This is a genomic window from Streptomyces scopuliridis RB72 (assembly GCF_000718095.1).
GTDB lineage: Bacteria > Actinomycetota > Actinomycetes > Streptomycetales > Streptomycetaceae > Streptomyces > Streptomyces scopuliridis.
The window spans coordinates 11,949-26,898 of the sequence record NZ_JOEI01000003.1 but is presented as its reverse complement, the minus strand read 5'-3'; the positions used below and the strand labels follow the sequence as shown (position 1 = coordinate 26,898).

The window sequence follows — 14,950 nt, the reverse complement described above, 5'->3', positions numbered from 1 at the left end:
ATGTCCGGGTCCGTTCCGGAGTCCGCGCCCGGCGCCGAGTACCGGATCGAGGGGCTCGCGCAGGCGAGCGGCGCCACGGTCCGTACGATCCGCGCCTACCAGGACCGGGGGCTGCTGCCCAGGCCGGAGCGGCGCGGCCGGGCCAATGTGTACGACGGCACCCATCTCGCCCGGCTGCGGCAGATCGCCGATCTGCTGGACCGTGGCTACACCCTGGCCTCCATCAAGGAGTTGCTGGAGGCCTGGGACACCGGGCGCGGGCTGGGCGGGGTGCTCGGGCTGGTCGCCGAGGTGCGCGGACCATGGACCGACGAGGAGGCGGCCAGAATCTCGCGCGCGGAGCTGGACGAACGGTTCGGCGGCGCACGCAACGACGCGGCCATCGAGGAGGCCCTGGAGCTGGGCGTGCTGGAGCGTATCCCGGGCCGGGACGACGCCTTCCTCGTCCCCAGTCCTCAGGAGCTGGCCGTGGCGGCGGAGTTGCACGCGGCGGGGGTTCCGCTGCCCGCAATCTCCGGGCATCTGCGGGAGCTTCGCGGCCAGGTCGAGCACATCGCCTCCCGTTTCCTGGAGTTCACCACCGAGCATGTCTTCGCCCGCTATCTCGGCCACCGGCCGCCGACGGACGCGGACGCGGCAGCGGCCGCCGCGCTGGTGCGCCGGATGCGACCACTGGCGCAGCAGTCGGTCGATGCCGAACTGGCCCGTGCGATGAGGCTGTTCGCCACCCGCCACCTTGAGCGGCATCTGGCGGTGGGCGCCCCGCCCTCGGACCAGTCGGGGACCCCGTCCGTGCCACTGCCCGCCGACACGATCCGGGCTGTGGAAAACCTGGTTGGCCGCGAGCGGGTGGCGGCCTTTGTCGCCGCGGCCACCGAACGCGAGGTCCAGGCAAGGACCTTGGACGACCTCACCTCAACCCACAGACAAAGCAGTCAAATTAACCAAATAGGGTAAATCGCCAGCCAGTTGTCCACAGATTCACCAAATAGCCTGTGGATAAACCGAGTTGACTGTGGATCAAACCTACGGACCGTCAGCATTTTGAAATGGGTGGCGCGGGAGAACACCACCGGTCACGCTGTTGCGATGACCGGAGTATCCGACGAACGTCGCATGGTGAAGGTGTCGAAGTACCTCGCCAAACACCTGCGCCACCAGCCCGAGCGGATCGGCATCACCCTCGACGCGAACGGCTGGGTGCCGGTCGACGAGCTGATGACCGCCGCCGCCGCGCACGGCTTCCGGCTGAGCCGTGCCGAACTCGACCATGTGGTCGCCGTCAACGACAAGCGGCGCTTCACCATCGACGGCGACCGGATCCGCGCCAACCAGGGCCACACCGTCACCGTCGATCTGGAGCTGGCCCCGGCACAACCGCCCGCGTACCTCTACCACGGCACGGTCGCCCGCAACCTGGACGCGATCCGGGCCGAGGGGCTGCGTCCCATGGACCGCCACCACGTCCATCTCTCGCCCGACCGCGAGACCGCGACGCGGGTGGGTGCGCGACGCGGCAGGCCCGTCGTCCTGCCGGTGGACGCGGGAGCGATGCACCGCGACGGGCTGGTGTTCCACGTCAGCGCCAATGGCGTCTGGCTCACCGACTCCGTACCGCCGCGGTATCTGCGCTTCCCCGGCTGACGGCCGGCGGCTGACCACCCACCGACCGCTGACCCGGCCTCGGACGAAACCCCGCCGAACCCCCGGACGAGCGCTACCGCCGGAGCTGGGCCGGCGCCTCGGTGGCGATCCGTTCGTAAACCCGCTGGTCGGCGGCGAATTCCGAGTCCGGGATGGGGGCGTGCACCGCGATCTCGGTGATGCCCAGCTCGAAGTGCCTGCCCGCGAAGTCCACGAACGCGTCGAGTGACTCCATCGGGCCGTCGCGGTCCGGGGTGAAGCCGGTGAGCAGGATCTTCTCCACCTCGGACACTTCCCGCCCGATCTCCGCGCAGGCCTTGCCCAGCCGGTCGATCTGCCCGCTGATGGCGGCACGCGACTGCTCCGGCGTACCCGTCTCGAACAGCTTCGGATCCCCCGTCGTCACCCATGCCTGACCGTGCCGGGCGGCGAGCTTCAGCCCTCGCGGCCCGGTGGCCGCCACCGCGAAGGGCAGCCGGGGCCGCTGCACACACCCGGGGATGTCGCGCGCCTCGACCGCCGAGTAGTGCGTCCCGTCGTACGTGACGGAGTCCTCGGTCAGCAGCCGGTCCAGCAGCGGCACGAACTCGGCGAAGCGGTCTGCCCGCTCCTTCGGCGTCCATGGCTCCTGCCCCAGCACCGCGGCGTCGAAGCCGGTGCCGCCCGCTCCGATCCCGAGGGTGATCCGGCCGTCCGAGACATCGTCCAGCGAGATCAGGTCCTTGGCGAGCGTCACCGGATGCCTGAAGTTCGGCGAGGTGACGAGGGTGCCCAGCCGGAGCCGCTCGGTGACTGCGGCAGCGGCGGTGAGCGCCGGCACCGCCCCGAACCAAGGCCCGTCGCGGAAGGTACGCCAGGACAGATGATCGTAGGTGTACGCGGTATGGAAACCGAGCCGCTCGGCTCGCAGCCATTCGTCACGGCCTCCGTCGTGCCAGCGGCGGACGGGCAGGATCACGGTACTCAGACGCATGCCCCTGACGATACGGGTGCGTCCACAGGGCACGTCGAGCCGGTCTCCGAGCGCACGCCGGACCACAGGCGGCGCACGTCCGGCCGGGCACGGAGCCGTGAGCGGACACCCGGGCCCACTCAGATGTGCGCCCCTCCGCACGCCCGTGCGTATCCGTACGGGAGAATGGACGCGTGACCTCGCCCCATGGACCCGCGCCCGCGCCCGACGACTCCCCGCTTCCCGCCAGACCCCGGCTGATCGCCACCGATCTCGACGGCACCCTGCTGCACGACGACAAGTACGTCTCGGACCGTACGATCGCCGCGCTCGCCGCCGCCGAGCAGGCCGGTATCGAGGTCTTCTTCGTCACCGGCCGCCCGGCCCGCTGGATGGATGTCGTCAGCGAGCATGTGCACGGCCACGGCATGGCGATCTGCGCCAACGGCGCCGCGGTCGTCGATCTGCACGCCGGCGGAAAGCTGTTGCAGGTCCGCCCCCTGGAGCGCGACACCGCCCTGGCCGTCGTCCAGGCACTGCGCGACGCCGCGCCCGGTACGACCTTCGCCGTCGAACTGACCACCGGCATCCATTACGAGCCGGCGTATCCGCCGTTCCACCAGGATCCGGGCGCGACCATCGCCGCCGCGGAAAAGCTCCTCCAGGTCCAGGTCCAGGTCCAGGGACAGATCCAGGGACAGGCACAAGACCAGGACCAGGAGGCGGAGGACGACTCCGCCGCGCCCGTGGTGAAGCTGCTCGCCCACCACCCCGACCTGACACCCGACGGCTTCCTCACCGTGGCCCGTACGGCGGTGGGCGACCGCGCCACCATCACCCGCTCCAGCCCGAGCGCGCTCCTTGAGGTCAGCGGCCCGGGGGTCAGCAAGGCCAGCACGCTCGCGCTCTGCTGCGCCCAGCGGGGCATCTCGTCCGACGAGGTCGTCGCCTTCGGCGACATGCCGAACGATCTGGAGATGCTGACCTGGGCAGGGACGTCGTACGCGATGGCCAACGCCCACCCGGACGTACTGGCCGCCGCCTCCGGACGTACGGTCACCAACAACGAGGACGGCGTCGCGATCGTCATCGAGCAGCTCGTGGCCCGCCGCCGGGCAGACGGGCACTGAGCGGAAGAGCACCAAGCCCACGAGGAAGAGCGGCGGTAGACACGGCTTCCTACAGCGGGACCTCCCACACCACCGTCGTACCCCGCCCGTCCTCCCCGATTCCCTGCTCGCACCTGCTCGATCCGCCCAGCGACTCCGCCCGTCGCTTGAGGTTGCGCAGCCCGCTGCGGCGCCCGCCCTCCGGAATGCCCACCCCGTCATCGGCGACCGACAGCCGGACCGCGTGCCTGCCGTCGGGCAGCCGGACCGTGGAGTCGACAACGACTTCGATACGGGTGGCGTGCGCGTGCCGGAAGGCATTGGAAAGCGCCTCCCGGAGCGCTGCGATCAGGTTCTTCCCGGCGAGTTCGCCGATGGAGTCGACCGGGCCGACGAAGCGATGGGCGGGCCGGAAGCCCAGGGGTACGGCCGCCATATTGATCTCTCGCAGCACCCGGGTACACATCCCCGGCGGCGCCTCGGCCGGACCCTGCTGGAGCGCGAAGATGGCCGTACGGATCTCCTGAATCGTCACGTCCAGTTCCGCGACCGCCTTGTCGATGCCGTGGTGCACCTCGGGCGCCACCTCTCCGCGCTGGGCCCGCTCCAGCGTCATCCCGGTGGCGAACAGCCGCTGGATGACCAGATCGTGGAGGTCACGGGCGATCCGGTCGCGGTCCTCCAGTACGGCCAGCCGCTCCCGGTCCCGCTGCGCCTCGGCCATCATCAGGGCCAGCGCCGCCTGCGAGGCGAACTGCCTGGCCAGTGTGCGTTCCCGCTGGCTGAACGGGCGCGCGCCCCGCGCGCGCGGCATCACCAGCGCACCGAGCACCCGTCCGTCGGTACGCAGCGGCAGCAGCATGACGGGGCCGAACTCGGAGGCCAGCCTGGTCACCAGGCGCGGATCGGTGGCGGCGTCGTCCACGAAGACGGATTCGCCGGCCAGCAGCGCCGCGGCGGCGGGGGCCTCGGCCGGAACGAGGGAGCCCACTCGCATGACCGGATGGTCGGCGGAGACGGCCACGGCCTCCAGGCCGCCGCTCCGCGCGCGCAGCATCACCGCGCCCATGGCCGAATCGGAGAGTCTGCGGGCCTGTTCGGCGACGACGGAGAGCGCGTCGTCGGCGTCGCCGCCGGAGAGGAGGGCGGTGGTGATGGCGACCGAGCCGTCGATCCACCGTTCGCGCTGCCGGGCCGCCTCGTACAGCCGGGCGTTGCCGATGGCCACCCCTGCCTCGGTGGCGAGCACCCGCAACAGACGCAGATCGCTGTCGTTGAACTCGCCGCCGCCCGCCTTCTCCGCCAGATAGAAGTTGCCGATCGTCCTGTCCCTGACGCGGATCGGGACACCGAGGAAGGTCCGCATCGGCGGATGCCCCGGCGGGAATCCGGCGGCGCGTGGATCGGTCGTCAGATCGGTGAGCCGGATCGGGTCGGGGGCCCGGATCAGCGCGCCGAGCAGACCGCTCCGCCCGTCCGGTCTGCGCCCGATCCGCCGGGCCACCTCCTCGTCGGTCCCGTAGGTCACGAAGTCGGAGAGTCCCTCGCCCTCCTCGTCGAGCACGCCGATCGCCGCGTACCGGGCGCCGGCGAGTTCGGCCGCGGTCTCACAGATCCGGTCGAGCGTGGAGTGCTGCCCGAGACCGCTGCCGACCGAACACATCGCCTCCAGCAGCTGCGGCACGCGCGCGGCGGTCTCGGCGGACAGGCCCTCAAGGCTGGTTGCCGCGCGGGTGGCGGCTTCGAGGGGGTCCTTGGATTCGGGCACGTCCATGCCCCTGAGCCTAATAAGTCCTATTTGCCAGGGAAAGTCGACTTCTGGGCTTCCAGCAGGTCTCCGGCGCGTTCCCGCTCCAGCATCCGGCGCAGCGGCCCCTCGTCGGCGGCCAGTTCGGCGTAGGAGCCGCGCTGTACGGGGCGACCACCGTCGAGGACGATCACCTCGTCAACCGTGTCCAGGCCCTGCAAACGGTGGGTGATGAGCAGCGTCGTCCGCCCCTCGGTCGCCGCCAGCAGATCGGTGGTCAGCGCGTCGGCCGTCGCCAGGTCCAGATGTTCGGCGGGCTCGTCCAGCACCAGCACGGGGAAGTCGGCGAGAAGTGCGCGGGCCAGCGCCAGCCGCTGCCGCTGGCCGCCGGAGATCCGCGCGCCGTGCTCGCCGACGAGGGTGTCGAGTCCGGCGGGCAGGGCGTCGACCCAGTCGAGCAGCCGGGCCCGGCGCAGGGCGTCACGCAGTTCGTCCTCGGTCGCGTCCGTGCGGGCGAGCCTCAGGTTCTCCCGCACGGAGCTGTCGAAGAGGTGCGCGTCCTGCGCGCACAGGCCGATGAAGCGCCGGACGGTGTCCCCGTCGAGCGTGGCCGTGTCCGTACCGCCGAGCCGGCAGCCGCCCTCGCGCGCGTCCAGGAAGCGCAGCAGTACCTGAGCCAGCGTCGTCTTGCCCGAACCGGACGGCCCGACGACGGCGACCCGCTTCCCGGCGGTCAGGGTCAGATCGAAGCCGCTGAGCGCGTCCCGCCGCTGCCCCGGGTACCGCGCGGACAGCCCGCGCACCTCCAGCGGGAACGGCGATACGGGAGCGGCGGCCGGCCGCTCGGGCTCCCGTACGGGTACGGGCGCGTCCAGCACCTCGCACACCCGCTCGGCGCTGCGCCGCGAGCGCTGCCGGTACTGCACGGCGAGCGGCAGCCCCGTGACCGCCTCGAACGCGGCGAGCGGGGTCAGGATGACCACGGCCAGTTCGACGCCCACGAGCCGTCCGTCCGCCAGGGCCCCGACCCCCACGTACGCGGCCGCGGCGACGGTCAGTCCGCAGACCAGGGCGGAGAGCCCGCCGCCGAGCGCGTTGGCGCTCGCACCGCGGGAGGCGATGGCCGTCAGCGTCCCGTCGGCCTCCCGCGTTCGCCGCGTCCGGCGCGTCAGCGCGCCCGCGACGGTCAACTCGGCGATGCCGCCGAGCAGATCGGCGACATGGGTGGCCAGCTGTCCCCGGGCCGGGGCGAGTTGCCGCTCGGCCCGGCGGGCGCAGGCACCGCTCAGGAGCGGTACGCCCACACCGGCGACGAGCAGCCCCGAGGCCAGTACGGCGCCCGCTTCGGGCAGCAGCCACGCGGTGAATCCGACCGCGCCCACCCCGACGAGCAGCGCGGAGCCGACCGGGAGCAGCCACCGCAGCCAGTAGTCCTGGAGTTCGTCCACATCTGCGACCAGCCGGGACAGCAGATCGCCGCGCCTGGTCTCGCGCAGCCCGGCGGGCGCGATGCGCTCCAGCCGCCGATATACGGAGACCCTGAGGTCGGCGAGCATCCTGAGCACCGCGTCGTGCGACACGATCCGCTCGGCGTACCGGAAGACGGCCCGCCCGATGCCGAAGGCGCGGGTCGCCGTCACCGCGACCATGAGATAGAGAACGGGCGGCTGCTCGGAGGCGCGCGAGATGAGCCAGCCGGACACCGCCATGAGCCCGACGGCGGAGCCGAGCGCGCAGCTCCCGAGGACCAGCGCGAGTACGAAGCGGCCACGGAGCGCACCGGCGGCGGCCCGCATCCGCGCGAGCGGAGTCCGGGCCGCGGCGCTCCCGCCGTCCCCGCGTCCTCCGCCGTTTCCGCTGACTCCGTCGTTTCCGCTGCCTCCGCCGTCCGTCGCGTGTCCGCTGTCCGCCGAGCCGAAGGTGGCGGGCACGACGCGTTCTTCGCCGGACTGAGGCAGCGCGGGGAGGTCGCCGAGTCCGAGCCCGGGCCCGGACTCCTCGATCGCCGACCCCACCGAGGCCATGGAAGCCAAAGCCGTCAGAGGCTGCGCCACGGGCGCCGGCAGCTCCGGCCGCGCGGATCCCGCCGTACGTTCGAGGGGCCGCGCCCGCTCCGCGAGAGTCACCACCCGGTCCGCCACCGCGAGCAGTGCGGGCCGGTGGACGACCAGCAGCACCGTACGGCCCACCGCCAGCCGTCGCACGGCCTCGACGATGCCCGCCTCCGTCTCGCCGTCGAGCGCCGCCGTGGGCTCGTCGAGCAGCAGCAGCGGCCGGTCGGCGAGGAAGGCGCGGGCCAGCGCGAGCCGTTGCCGCTGGCCCGCCGAGAGCCCTGCCCCGTCCTCACCGAGCGCGGTGTCCGGGCCGTCCGGGAGCGCCGCCACGAAGTCGTGCGCCCCCGCGTCCCGCAGCGCGTCCCGTACGGCCGCGTCGTCCGCGTCCGGCCGGGCCAGCCGTACGTTCTCCGCGATCGTCCCGGCGAAGAGGTACGGCCGCTGCGGCACCCACGCGATCCGTTCGCGCCAGCGCTCCAGGTCGAGGGAGGCCAGATCACGGCCGTCCACCCGCACCCGGCCCTCGTCGGGTGCGGCGAAGCCGAGGAGCACATTGAGCAGGGTGGTCTTGCCGATACCGCTGGGGCCGACCAGAGCGACGGTCTCCCCCGGCTCGACCGTCAGCGTGGCCGCGTCCAACGAGGGCTCCGTACGCCCCTGATGGCGGACCGTCACCCCGTCCAGCTCCAGCCGCAGCGCGCCCGGCACCTCTCCCGTACCGCCGGCCGGAGGCTCGGTCTCCAGGACCGTGAAGATCTCCTCGGCCGCCGACAGTCCCTCGGCCGCCGCGTGATACTGCGCTCCCACCTGCCGGATCGGCAGATAGGCCTCGGGGGCGAGGACCAGCACCACCAACCCGGTGTACAGATCGAGTTCGCCGTGGACGAGCCGCATCCCGATGGTGACGGCGACCAGCGCCACCGACAGCGTCGCGAGCAGCTCCAGCGCGAACGACGACAGGATGGCGATCCGCAGCGTACGCAGGGTGGCCTGCCGGTACTCCGAGGTGATCGTACGGATCGACTCGGCCTGGGCCTTGGCCCGGCCGAAGACCTTGAGGGTCGGCAGCCCGGCGACCACATCCAGGAAATGGCCCGACAGCCGGGACAGCAGCCGCCACTGACGGTCCATCCGGGCCTGTGTGGCCCAGCCGATGAGCACCATGAACAGCGGAATCAGCGGCAGGGTCACCACGATGATGGCCGCCGAGACCCAGTCCTCCGTGACGATCCGGGCCAGGACCGCCACCGGCACCACCACGGCGAGCCCCAGCTGCGGCAGATACCGCGCGAAGTAGTCGTCCAGCGCGTCGACCCCGCGGGTGGCGAGCGCGACCAGCGAACCGATGCGCTGCCCGCTCAGCCACCCCGGGCCCAGCTCGGCGGCCCGCTCCAGCAGCCGTCCGCGCAGTTCCGACTTGACCGCGGCGCTCGCCCGGTGGGCGGCCAGCTCGGTCAGCCAGGAGACCAGACCGCGCCCGGCGGCGACCGCCACCAGCAGCAGCAGAGGAGTACGCAGGTCGGAGCCGTCGAACCCGCGCTGGAACGCGCCGACGACCACCTCGGCGATGAGCATCGCCTGAGCGATGACCAGCCCCGCGCCGGCCACCCCGAGGACGACCACGGCCACCAGGAAGAAGCGGGTGGCCCGGGCATACCGGAGCAGACGGGGGTCGATTGGTTTCACGTGAAACACCTACTCCTACTGCTCTGCCGCTACTGCCTTGCCCGCGCCCGACGCCGAGTGACCCGACGCGGTGTGGTCCGGTGCCGCACGATCCGGCGCCGGCGCCGTGGCTACTCCGCGATGTGCTGCGTACCGATCCGCTTGCGGAACACCCAGTACGTCCAGCCCTGGTAGAGCAGCACGACCGGGGTCGCGATCCCCGCGCACCACGTCATGATCTTCAGCGTGTACGGGGTCGACGAGGCGTTCGTCACCGTGAGGCTCCACGCCTCGTTCAGCGAGGATGGCATGACGTTCGGGAAGAGCGTCAGGAAGAGCATCGCGACCGCGGCCACGATCGTCACGCCGGAGAGCGCGAACGACCACCCCTCACGCCCCGCCGCGATGGCCCCGATGGCGGCGACCAGCGCCGCCACGGCGACGACCATCGCGACCAGGCTCTTGCCGTCCCCGTTGTCCGCCTGGGTCCAGATCAGGAAGCCGAGCGCCAGTACGGCGGTGACCGCTCCCAGACCGAGAGCCAGCTTCCTCGCCCTGACCCGTATGTCCCCCACCGTCTTCAGCGCGGCGAACACCGTGCCGTGGAAGGTGAAGAGGGCCAGGGTCACCAGCCCGCCGAGGATCGCGTACGGGTTGAGCAGATCACCGAGGGTGCCGACGTACTCCTTCTGCGCGTCGATCTTCACGCCGCGCACGATGTTGCCGAAGGCGACACCCCACAGCACCGCGGGGATCAGGGAGGTCCAGAAGATCGCGTTCTCCCAGTTGCGCTGCCAGTTCTCCTCTGGCCGCTTGGCCCGGTACTCGAAGGCGACACCGCGCACGATCAGACAGACCAGGATGAGCAGCAGCGGCAGATAGAAGCCCGAGAAGAGCGTGGCGTACCAGTCGGGAAAGGCAGCGAAGGTGGCCCCTCCGGCGCTCAGCAGCCACACCTCGTTGCCGTCCCAGACGGGCCCGATGGTGTTGATGAGGACCCGTCGTTCCTTGCGGTTCCGGGCCAGCAGCTTGGTCAGGATCCCGATGCCGAAGTCGAATCCCTCAAGGAAGAAGTAGCCGGTCCAGAGGACGGCGATCAGGACGAACCAGACGTCGTGGAGTTCCATTGCTCCTCAACTCCTCAGTACGAGAAGGCCATCGGCCGGTCGGCGTCCGTGTGGTCGCCGCCGATCTTGGTGGGCGGGTTGAGGTCGGCTTCCGTGAGCTCCGGCGGCCCGGCCTTGACGTACTTGACCATCAGCTTGACCTCGATGACCGCGAGGACCGCGTACAGCAGGGTGAAGACGATCATCGATGTGAGCACCTCGGCCTGGGAGACGCCGGGGGAGACGGCGTCGGCGGTGCGCAGCACTCCGTACACCACCCATGGCTGGCGTCCTGTCTCGGTGAAGATCCAGCCCCAGGAGTTGGCGATCAGCGGGAAGAGCAGCGTCCAGAGCGCGGTGATCCAGTACCACTTGGCGAATCTCGGACTGAGCGCCTTGTTCCGGAAGAGCACCAGATTCGGCACTTCGTCCTCGCCGGTTCGCAAGGCGGGTGGCAGCAGGAACTTCTTGCGCGTCAGCCAGAGCCCGACCATACCGATGGCCAGGGACGCCATGCCGAAGCCGATCATCCAGCGGAATCCCCAGTAGGCGACGGGGATATTGGGCTTGTAGTCGCCGGGGCCGAACTTCTCCTGCTCGGCCTTGTTGATGTCGTTGATGCCGGGGACATGCGAGCTGAAGTCGTTGTTGGCGAGGAAGGAGAGCATCCCGGGGATCTCGATGGCGACATCGTTGTGCCCCTTGTCGACGTCCCCGTACGCGAACACGGAGAACGGCGCGGGCGCCTCGCCCTCCCAGAGCGCCTCGGCCGCGGCCATCTTCATCGGCTGCTGCTTGAACATGACCTTGCCGAGGGTGTCGCCGCTGACCGCGGTGAGCAGTCCGGCCACCATGACGGTGATCAGGCCGAGGCGCAGCGAGGTCCGCATCACCGGGATATGGCGCTTGCGGGCCAGATGGAAGGCCGCGATCCCGACCATGAAGGCGCCGCCGACGAGGAAGGCCGCCGTGATGGTGTGGAAGAACTGCGTGAGCGCCGTGTCCTGGGTGAGCACCGCCCAGAAGTCGGTGAGCTCGGCCCGTCCGGCTTCCTTGTTGATCCGGTAGCCGATCGGGTGCTGCATCCAGGAGTTGGCCGCCAGGATGAAGTACGCGGAGAGGATCGTGCCGATCGAGACCATCCACATACAGGCCAGATGGATCTTCTTCGGCAGCTTGTCCCAGCCGAAGATCCACAGCCCGATGAAGGTGGACTCGAAGAAGAAGGCGATCAGCGCCTCGAAGGCGAGCGGGGCCCCGAAGATGTCTCCGACGAACCGCGAGTAGTCGGACCAGTTCATCCCGAACTGGAACTCCTGCACGATGCCGGTGACGACACCCATCGCGATATTGATCAGAAAGAGCTTGCCCCAGAACTTCGTGGCCTTGAGGTACTTCGGGTTTTCCGTGCGCACCCACGCCGTCTGCAAGCCCGCGGTGAGCGCGGCGAGCGAGATCGTCAGGGGGACGAAGAGGAAGTGGTAGACGGTGGTGATGCCGAACTGCCATCGCGCCAGGGTCTCCGGCGCCAGAGCGAGGTCCACGTCATCTCTCCTTACATCACATCGCCGTGGTCACAGCGGCGGCCTGCCCCATTTGCCCTGGGCGTAACGCCAGGAACCGGGACACGCTTGTGAACGCGTTCACATTCACAAGCATTATGTCGCACAGCCTTCCGGATCTTCGCGTGGGGGGTCCCCTCCACGGTGAGACCCACGGGACGCGTGCGGAGAGGCCCCTGGAGACGCCGAAGGGCGGCCTCGAAGAGACCGCCCCACGCTCCAAAAATCCGGCTCCGGCCGGACTACATCTCCTTGCGGAACGCCTCGGCCGTCCGCAGGAAGAGATCATTGGCCTCGTTCTCGCCGACCGTGACCCGTACACCCTCGCCCGCGAACGGCCGTACGACCACGCCGGCCGCCTCACAGGCCGCGGCGAAGTCCAGCGTGCGGGCGCCCAGCCGCAGCCATACGAAATTGGCCTGCGTCTCGGGCACGGTCCAGCCCTGTCCGACCAGCCCCCGGTAGACCCGCTCCCGCTCGGCGACCAGCGAACCGACCCGCCCCAGCAGCTCGTCCTCGGCGCGCAGCGAGGCGACCGCCGCCTCCTGTGCGATCTGGCTCACACCGAACGGGACCGCGGTCTTCCGCAGCGCGGCGGCGACCGGCTCATGGGCGACCGCGAAGCCGACCCGCAGGCCGGCCAGCCCGTACGCCTTGGAGAAGGTACGCAGTACGGCCACATTCGGCCGGTCCCGGTAGATGTCGATCCCGTCCGGCACCCCACCGCCCTCGCCCTCGGCGGGCCGGATGAACTCGCGGTACGCCTCGTCGAGCACCACCAGCACATCACCCGGCACCCGGTCCAGGAAACGTTCCAGCTCGGCCCTGCGCACCACCGTGCCGGTCGGATTGTTCGGGTTGCAGACGAAGATCAGCCGCGTCTTGTCCGTGATCGCCTCGGCCATCGCGTCCAGATCGTGCACCTCGCCCGCGGTCAGCGGCACCTTGACCGAGGTGGCGCCCGAGATCTGCGTGATGATCGGGTACGCCTCGAAGGAGCGCCAGGCGTAGATGACCTCGTCACCGGCGCTCGCGGTGGCCTGAAGCAGCTGCTGGGCGACGCCCACCGAACCGGTGCCGGTGGCCAGATGCGAGACGGGCACCCCGAAACGGTCGGCCAGCTCGTTCATCAGGCCGGTGCACGCCATGTCCGGGTAGCGGTTGAAGACACCCGCGGCCGAGATCGCCTGCTCCATGACCCCGGGAAGCGGCGGATAGGGGTTCTCGTTGGAGGACAGCTTGTACGCGACGGGTCCGCCGGCCGCGGCGGGCTTGCCCGGCTTGTACGTGGGGATGCCGTCCAGCTCGGCACGCAGCTTGGGGCTCGTCTCGCTCACCGCAGGTCCTCCTCGGCCGTTCACGGGTCCTTACATCTTCAATACTGCTCACCTTATGAGGATTCGCGGCCCCTGCGAATGGCGGGCACCGGGAAAGCCCGCAGGAGTGGGGCGCGCTCGCCTTCCCGCCGCGCGCCGGTGGCCTGCGCCGTGGCGCGCATCCCCCGTAGAGGTGAGTTGAGACCTCTTCGAAACATGGACCCTTCGACAGGTCCATGCCGCTCCTTGCATGGCAGACCAATGCGAAACCCACCAACCTCCTTGACTTCCAAGCTCGTTGGCTATTTTTGATCATGCAGAAACGTGCCTGCTGCCGGGTGCATATGCGACCGGCCCCACCGCCCCTCAGCGCCCTACTATCGGCTCGCCATGACAGCAGCAGGGAAACACCAGGTGAGCCGGACGGACACAACCCGCCGGGGAAGCCGGCAAAGTCGGGCGGGCATCCGGGACGTAGCCGCCGCAGCCGGTGTCTCCATCACGACTGTCTCGGACGCGCTCAACGGCAAGGGACGGTTACCCGACGCCACCAGACGCCATGTCCGAGAAGTCGCAGAGCGCCTCGGCTACCGGCCTTCCGCCGCGGCCCGAACCCTCCGTACCGGCAAGTCAGGACTTATCGGCCTGACCGTGACCACATACGGGGATGAACCTTTCACCTTCACCGAGTTCGCCTACTTCGCCGAGATGGCCAGGGCCGCGACCTCCGCCGCGCTCGCCCGCGGCTACGCCCTCGTCATCCTCCCCGCCACCTCCCGCCATGACGTCTGGTCGAACGTCGCCCTCGACGGCACCGTCGTCATCGACCCCTCCGACCACGATCCGGTCGTCACCGAACTCGTCCGCCAGGGCCTTCCCGTCGTCTCCGACGGCCGGCCCGCGGGCACCCTCCCCGTCACCGCCTGGGTCGACAACGACCACGAGGCGGCCGTCCTCGAACTGCTCGACCATCTCGCCGCGGCCGGGGCACGCAGGATCGGCCTGCTCACCGGCACCACCACGGACACCTACACCCGGCTCTCCACCACCGCCTATCTGCACTGGTGCGAGCGCGTCGGCCAGGACCCGGTCTACGAGTCCTACCCCGCCCACGACCCGTGCGCCGGGGCCGTCGCCGCCGACCGGCTGCTGGCCCGCCCCGACCGCCCCGACGCCGTCTACGGGCTCTTCGACCCCAACGGCACCGACCTGCTCGCCGCCGCCCGGCGGTACGGGCTGCGCGTCCCCGAGGATCTGCTGCTGGTCTGCTGCAGCGAGTCCACGGTGTACGCCGCGACCGAACCGCCCATCACCACGCTCTCGCTCAAGCCACGCCGTATCGGCACCGCCGTCATCCAGCTCCTCATCGACGCCATCGAGGGAATCGACACCGGCCGGCCGGTCGAGCAGGTGATACCGACCGAACTGATCATCCGGACCTCCTCCCAACGGCGGCCGCCGCGCACCACGGTCAGCGCGCCCAGGTCCCCCGCGGGCGACTGACCGAAGGCCGAGGCGATGGACAGTACGGTCCCCGGGCCCGTGGAGCGGTCCCGAAGACCTGTCGGGCGGCCCGTCGAGCCGCCGTACGGTCCCGACGACTCGCCGAACGGCCCCGGGAATCCACCGGACTGTGCCGGAGACTCGCCGCCGAAGAGGCCGGAAGAAGGACCAGACCTTCTCGCATTTCGGGCGATCGGCGTGAAAACAGCCGTGGAACCCGAGGTCCCGCCGAATTCTCCCCCCTGGTGCGTCACAGAGCGGGAGCGGCGTTCCTATGATGGGCGCACGACAC

The 14,950-nt window shown here is 70.4% G+C and carries 10 protein-coding genes; 4 read left to right on the top strand and 6 right to left on the bottom strand.

Annotation, left to right across the window (positions count from 1 at the left end; genetic code table 11):
* Complete coding sequence (locus tag IF11_RS0103345) at positions 1–957, top strand: MerR family transcriptional regulator (protein ID WP_030349876.1); 957 nt, start codon at positions 1–3, stop codon at positions 955–957.
* Positions 958–1,089: 132 nt separating this feature from the next.
* Positions 1,090–1,644, top strand: coding sequence for an RNA 2'-phosphotransferase (locus IF11_RS0103340; protein ID WP_030349875.1), 555 nt, complete (start codon positions 1,090–1,092; stop codon positions 1,642–1,644).
* A gap of 73 nt (positions 1,645–1,717) precedes the next feature.
* On the opposite strand, the gene IF11_RS0103335 is transcribed toward IF11_RS0103340, so the two are convergent.
* The gene (locus IF11_RS0103335) at positions 1,718–2,617 is read right to left on the bottom strand and encodes an LLM class flavin-dependent oxidoreductase (protein ID WP_030349874.1); all 900 of its coding nucleotides are present in this window, start codon (positions 2,615–2,617) and stop codon (positions 1,718–1,720) included.
* 173 nt (positions 2,618–2,790) lie between these two features.
* Between IF11_RS0103335 and IF11_RS0103330 the strand changes: the two genes are divergently transcribed.
* Positions 2,791–3,726, top strand: a complete 936-nt coding sequence (locus IF11_RS0103330) for a Cof-type HAD-IIB family hydrolase (RefSeq protein ID WP_030349873.1) — start codon at positions 2,791–2,793, stop codon at positions 3,724–3,726.
* A gap of 49 nt (positions 3,727–3,775) precedes the next feature.
* On the opposite strand, the gene IF11_RS0103325 is transcribed toward IF11_RS0103330, so the two are convergent.
* The 5 genes from IF11_RS0103325 to hisC all read right to left on the bottom strand — a co-directional run bounded on the left by IF11_RS0103325 (position 3,776) and on the right by hisC (position 13,176).
* On the bottom strand, positions 3,776–5,479 hold the full coding sequence (locus IF11_RS0103325; RefSeq protein WP_030349872.1) for a sensor histidine kinase: 1,704 nt from the start codon (positions 5,477–5,479) through the stop codon (positions 3,776–3,778).
* 20 nt (positions 5,480–5,499) lie between these two features.
* Entirely contained in the window at positions 5,500–9,192 is a 3,693-nt protein-coding gene (gene cydD, locus IF11_RS0103320; RefSeq protein ID WP_030349871.1) for a thiol reductant ABC exporter subunit CydD, read from the bottom strand.
* Positions 9,193–9,302: 110 nt separating this feature from the next.
* Positions 9,303–10,298: a cytochrome d ubiquinol oxidase subunit II gene (gene cydB / locus IF11_RS0103315; RefSeq protein ID WP_030349870.1), complete on the bottom strand. Its 996-nt coding sequence runs from the start codon at positions 10,296–10,298 to the stop codon at positions 9,303–9,305.
* A 14-nt stretch (positions 10,299–10,312) separates the two neighbouring features.
* On the bottom strand, positions 10,313–11,821 hold the full coding sequence (locus IF11_RS0103310; protein WP_030349869.1) for a cytochrome ubiquinol oxidase subunit I: 1,509 nt from the start codon (positions 11,819–11,821) through the stop codon (positions 10,313–10,315).
* A gap of 260 nt (positions 11,822–12,081) precedes the next feature.
* Positions 12,082–13,176, bottom strand: coding sequence for a histidinol-phosphate transaminase (gene hisC / locus IF11_RS0103305; RefSeq protein WP_030349868.1), 1,095 nt, complete (start codon positions 13,174–13,176; stop codon positions 12,082–12,084).
* A 369-nt stretch (positions 13,177–13,545) separates the two neighbouring features.
* Between hisC and IF11_RS0103300 the strand changes: the two genes are divergently transcribed.
* Complete coding sequence (locus tag IF11_RS0103300) at positions 13,546–14,658, top strand: LacI family DNA-binding transcriptional regulator (RefSeq protein ID WP_030349867.1); 1,113 nt, start codon at positions 13,546–13,548, stop codon at positions 14,656–14,658.
* Positions 14,659–14,950 lie beyond the last annotated feature (292 nt).

Excerpts from the sequence above, each read along its gene's own strand:
- IF11_RS0103340 (WP_030349875.1), top strand. The coding sequence starts at position 1,090 with ATGACCGGAGTATCCGACGAACGTCGCATGGTGAAGGTGTCGAAGTAC.
- IF11_RS0103325 (WP_030349872.1), bottom strand. The coding sequence starts at position 5,479 with ATGGACGTGCCCGAATCCAAGGACCCCCTCGAAGCCGCCACCCGCGCG.
- IF11_RS0103335 (WP_030349874.1), bottom strand. The coding sequence starts at position 2,617 with ATGCGTCTGAGTACCGTGATCCTGCCCGTCCGCCGCTGGCACGACGGA.
- IF11_RS0103300 (WP_030349867.1), top strand. The coding sequence starts at position 13,546 with ATGACAGCAGCAGGGAAACACCAGGTGAGCCGGACGGACACAACCCGC.
- cydB (WP_030349870.1), bottom strand. The coding sequence starts at position 10,298 with ATGGAACTCCACGACGTCTGGTTCGTCCTGATCGCCGTCCTCTGGACC.
- IF11_RS0103345 (WP_030349876.1), top strand. The coding sequence starts at position 1 with ATGTCCGGGTCCGTTCCGGAGTCCGCGCCCGGCGCCGAGTACCGGATC.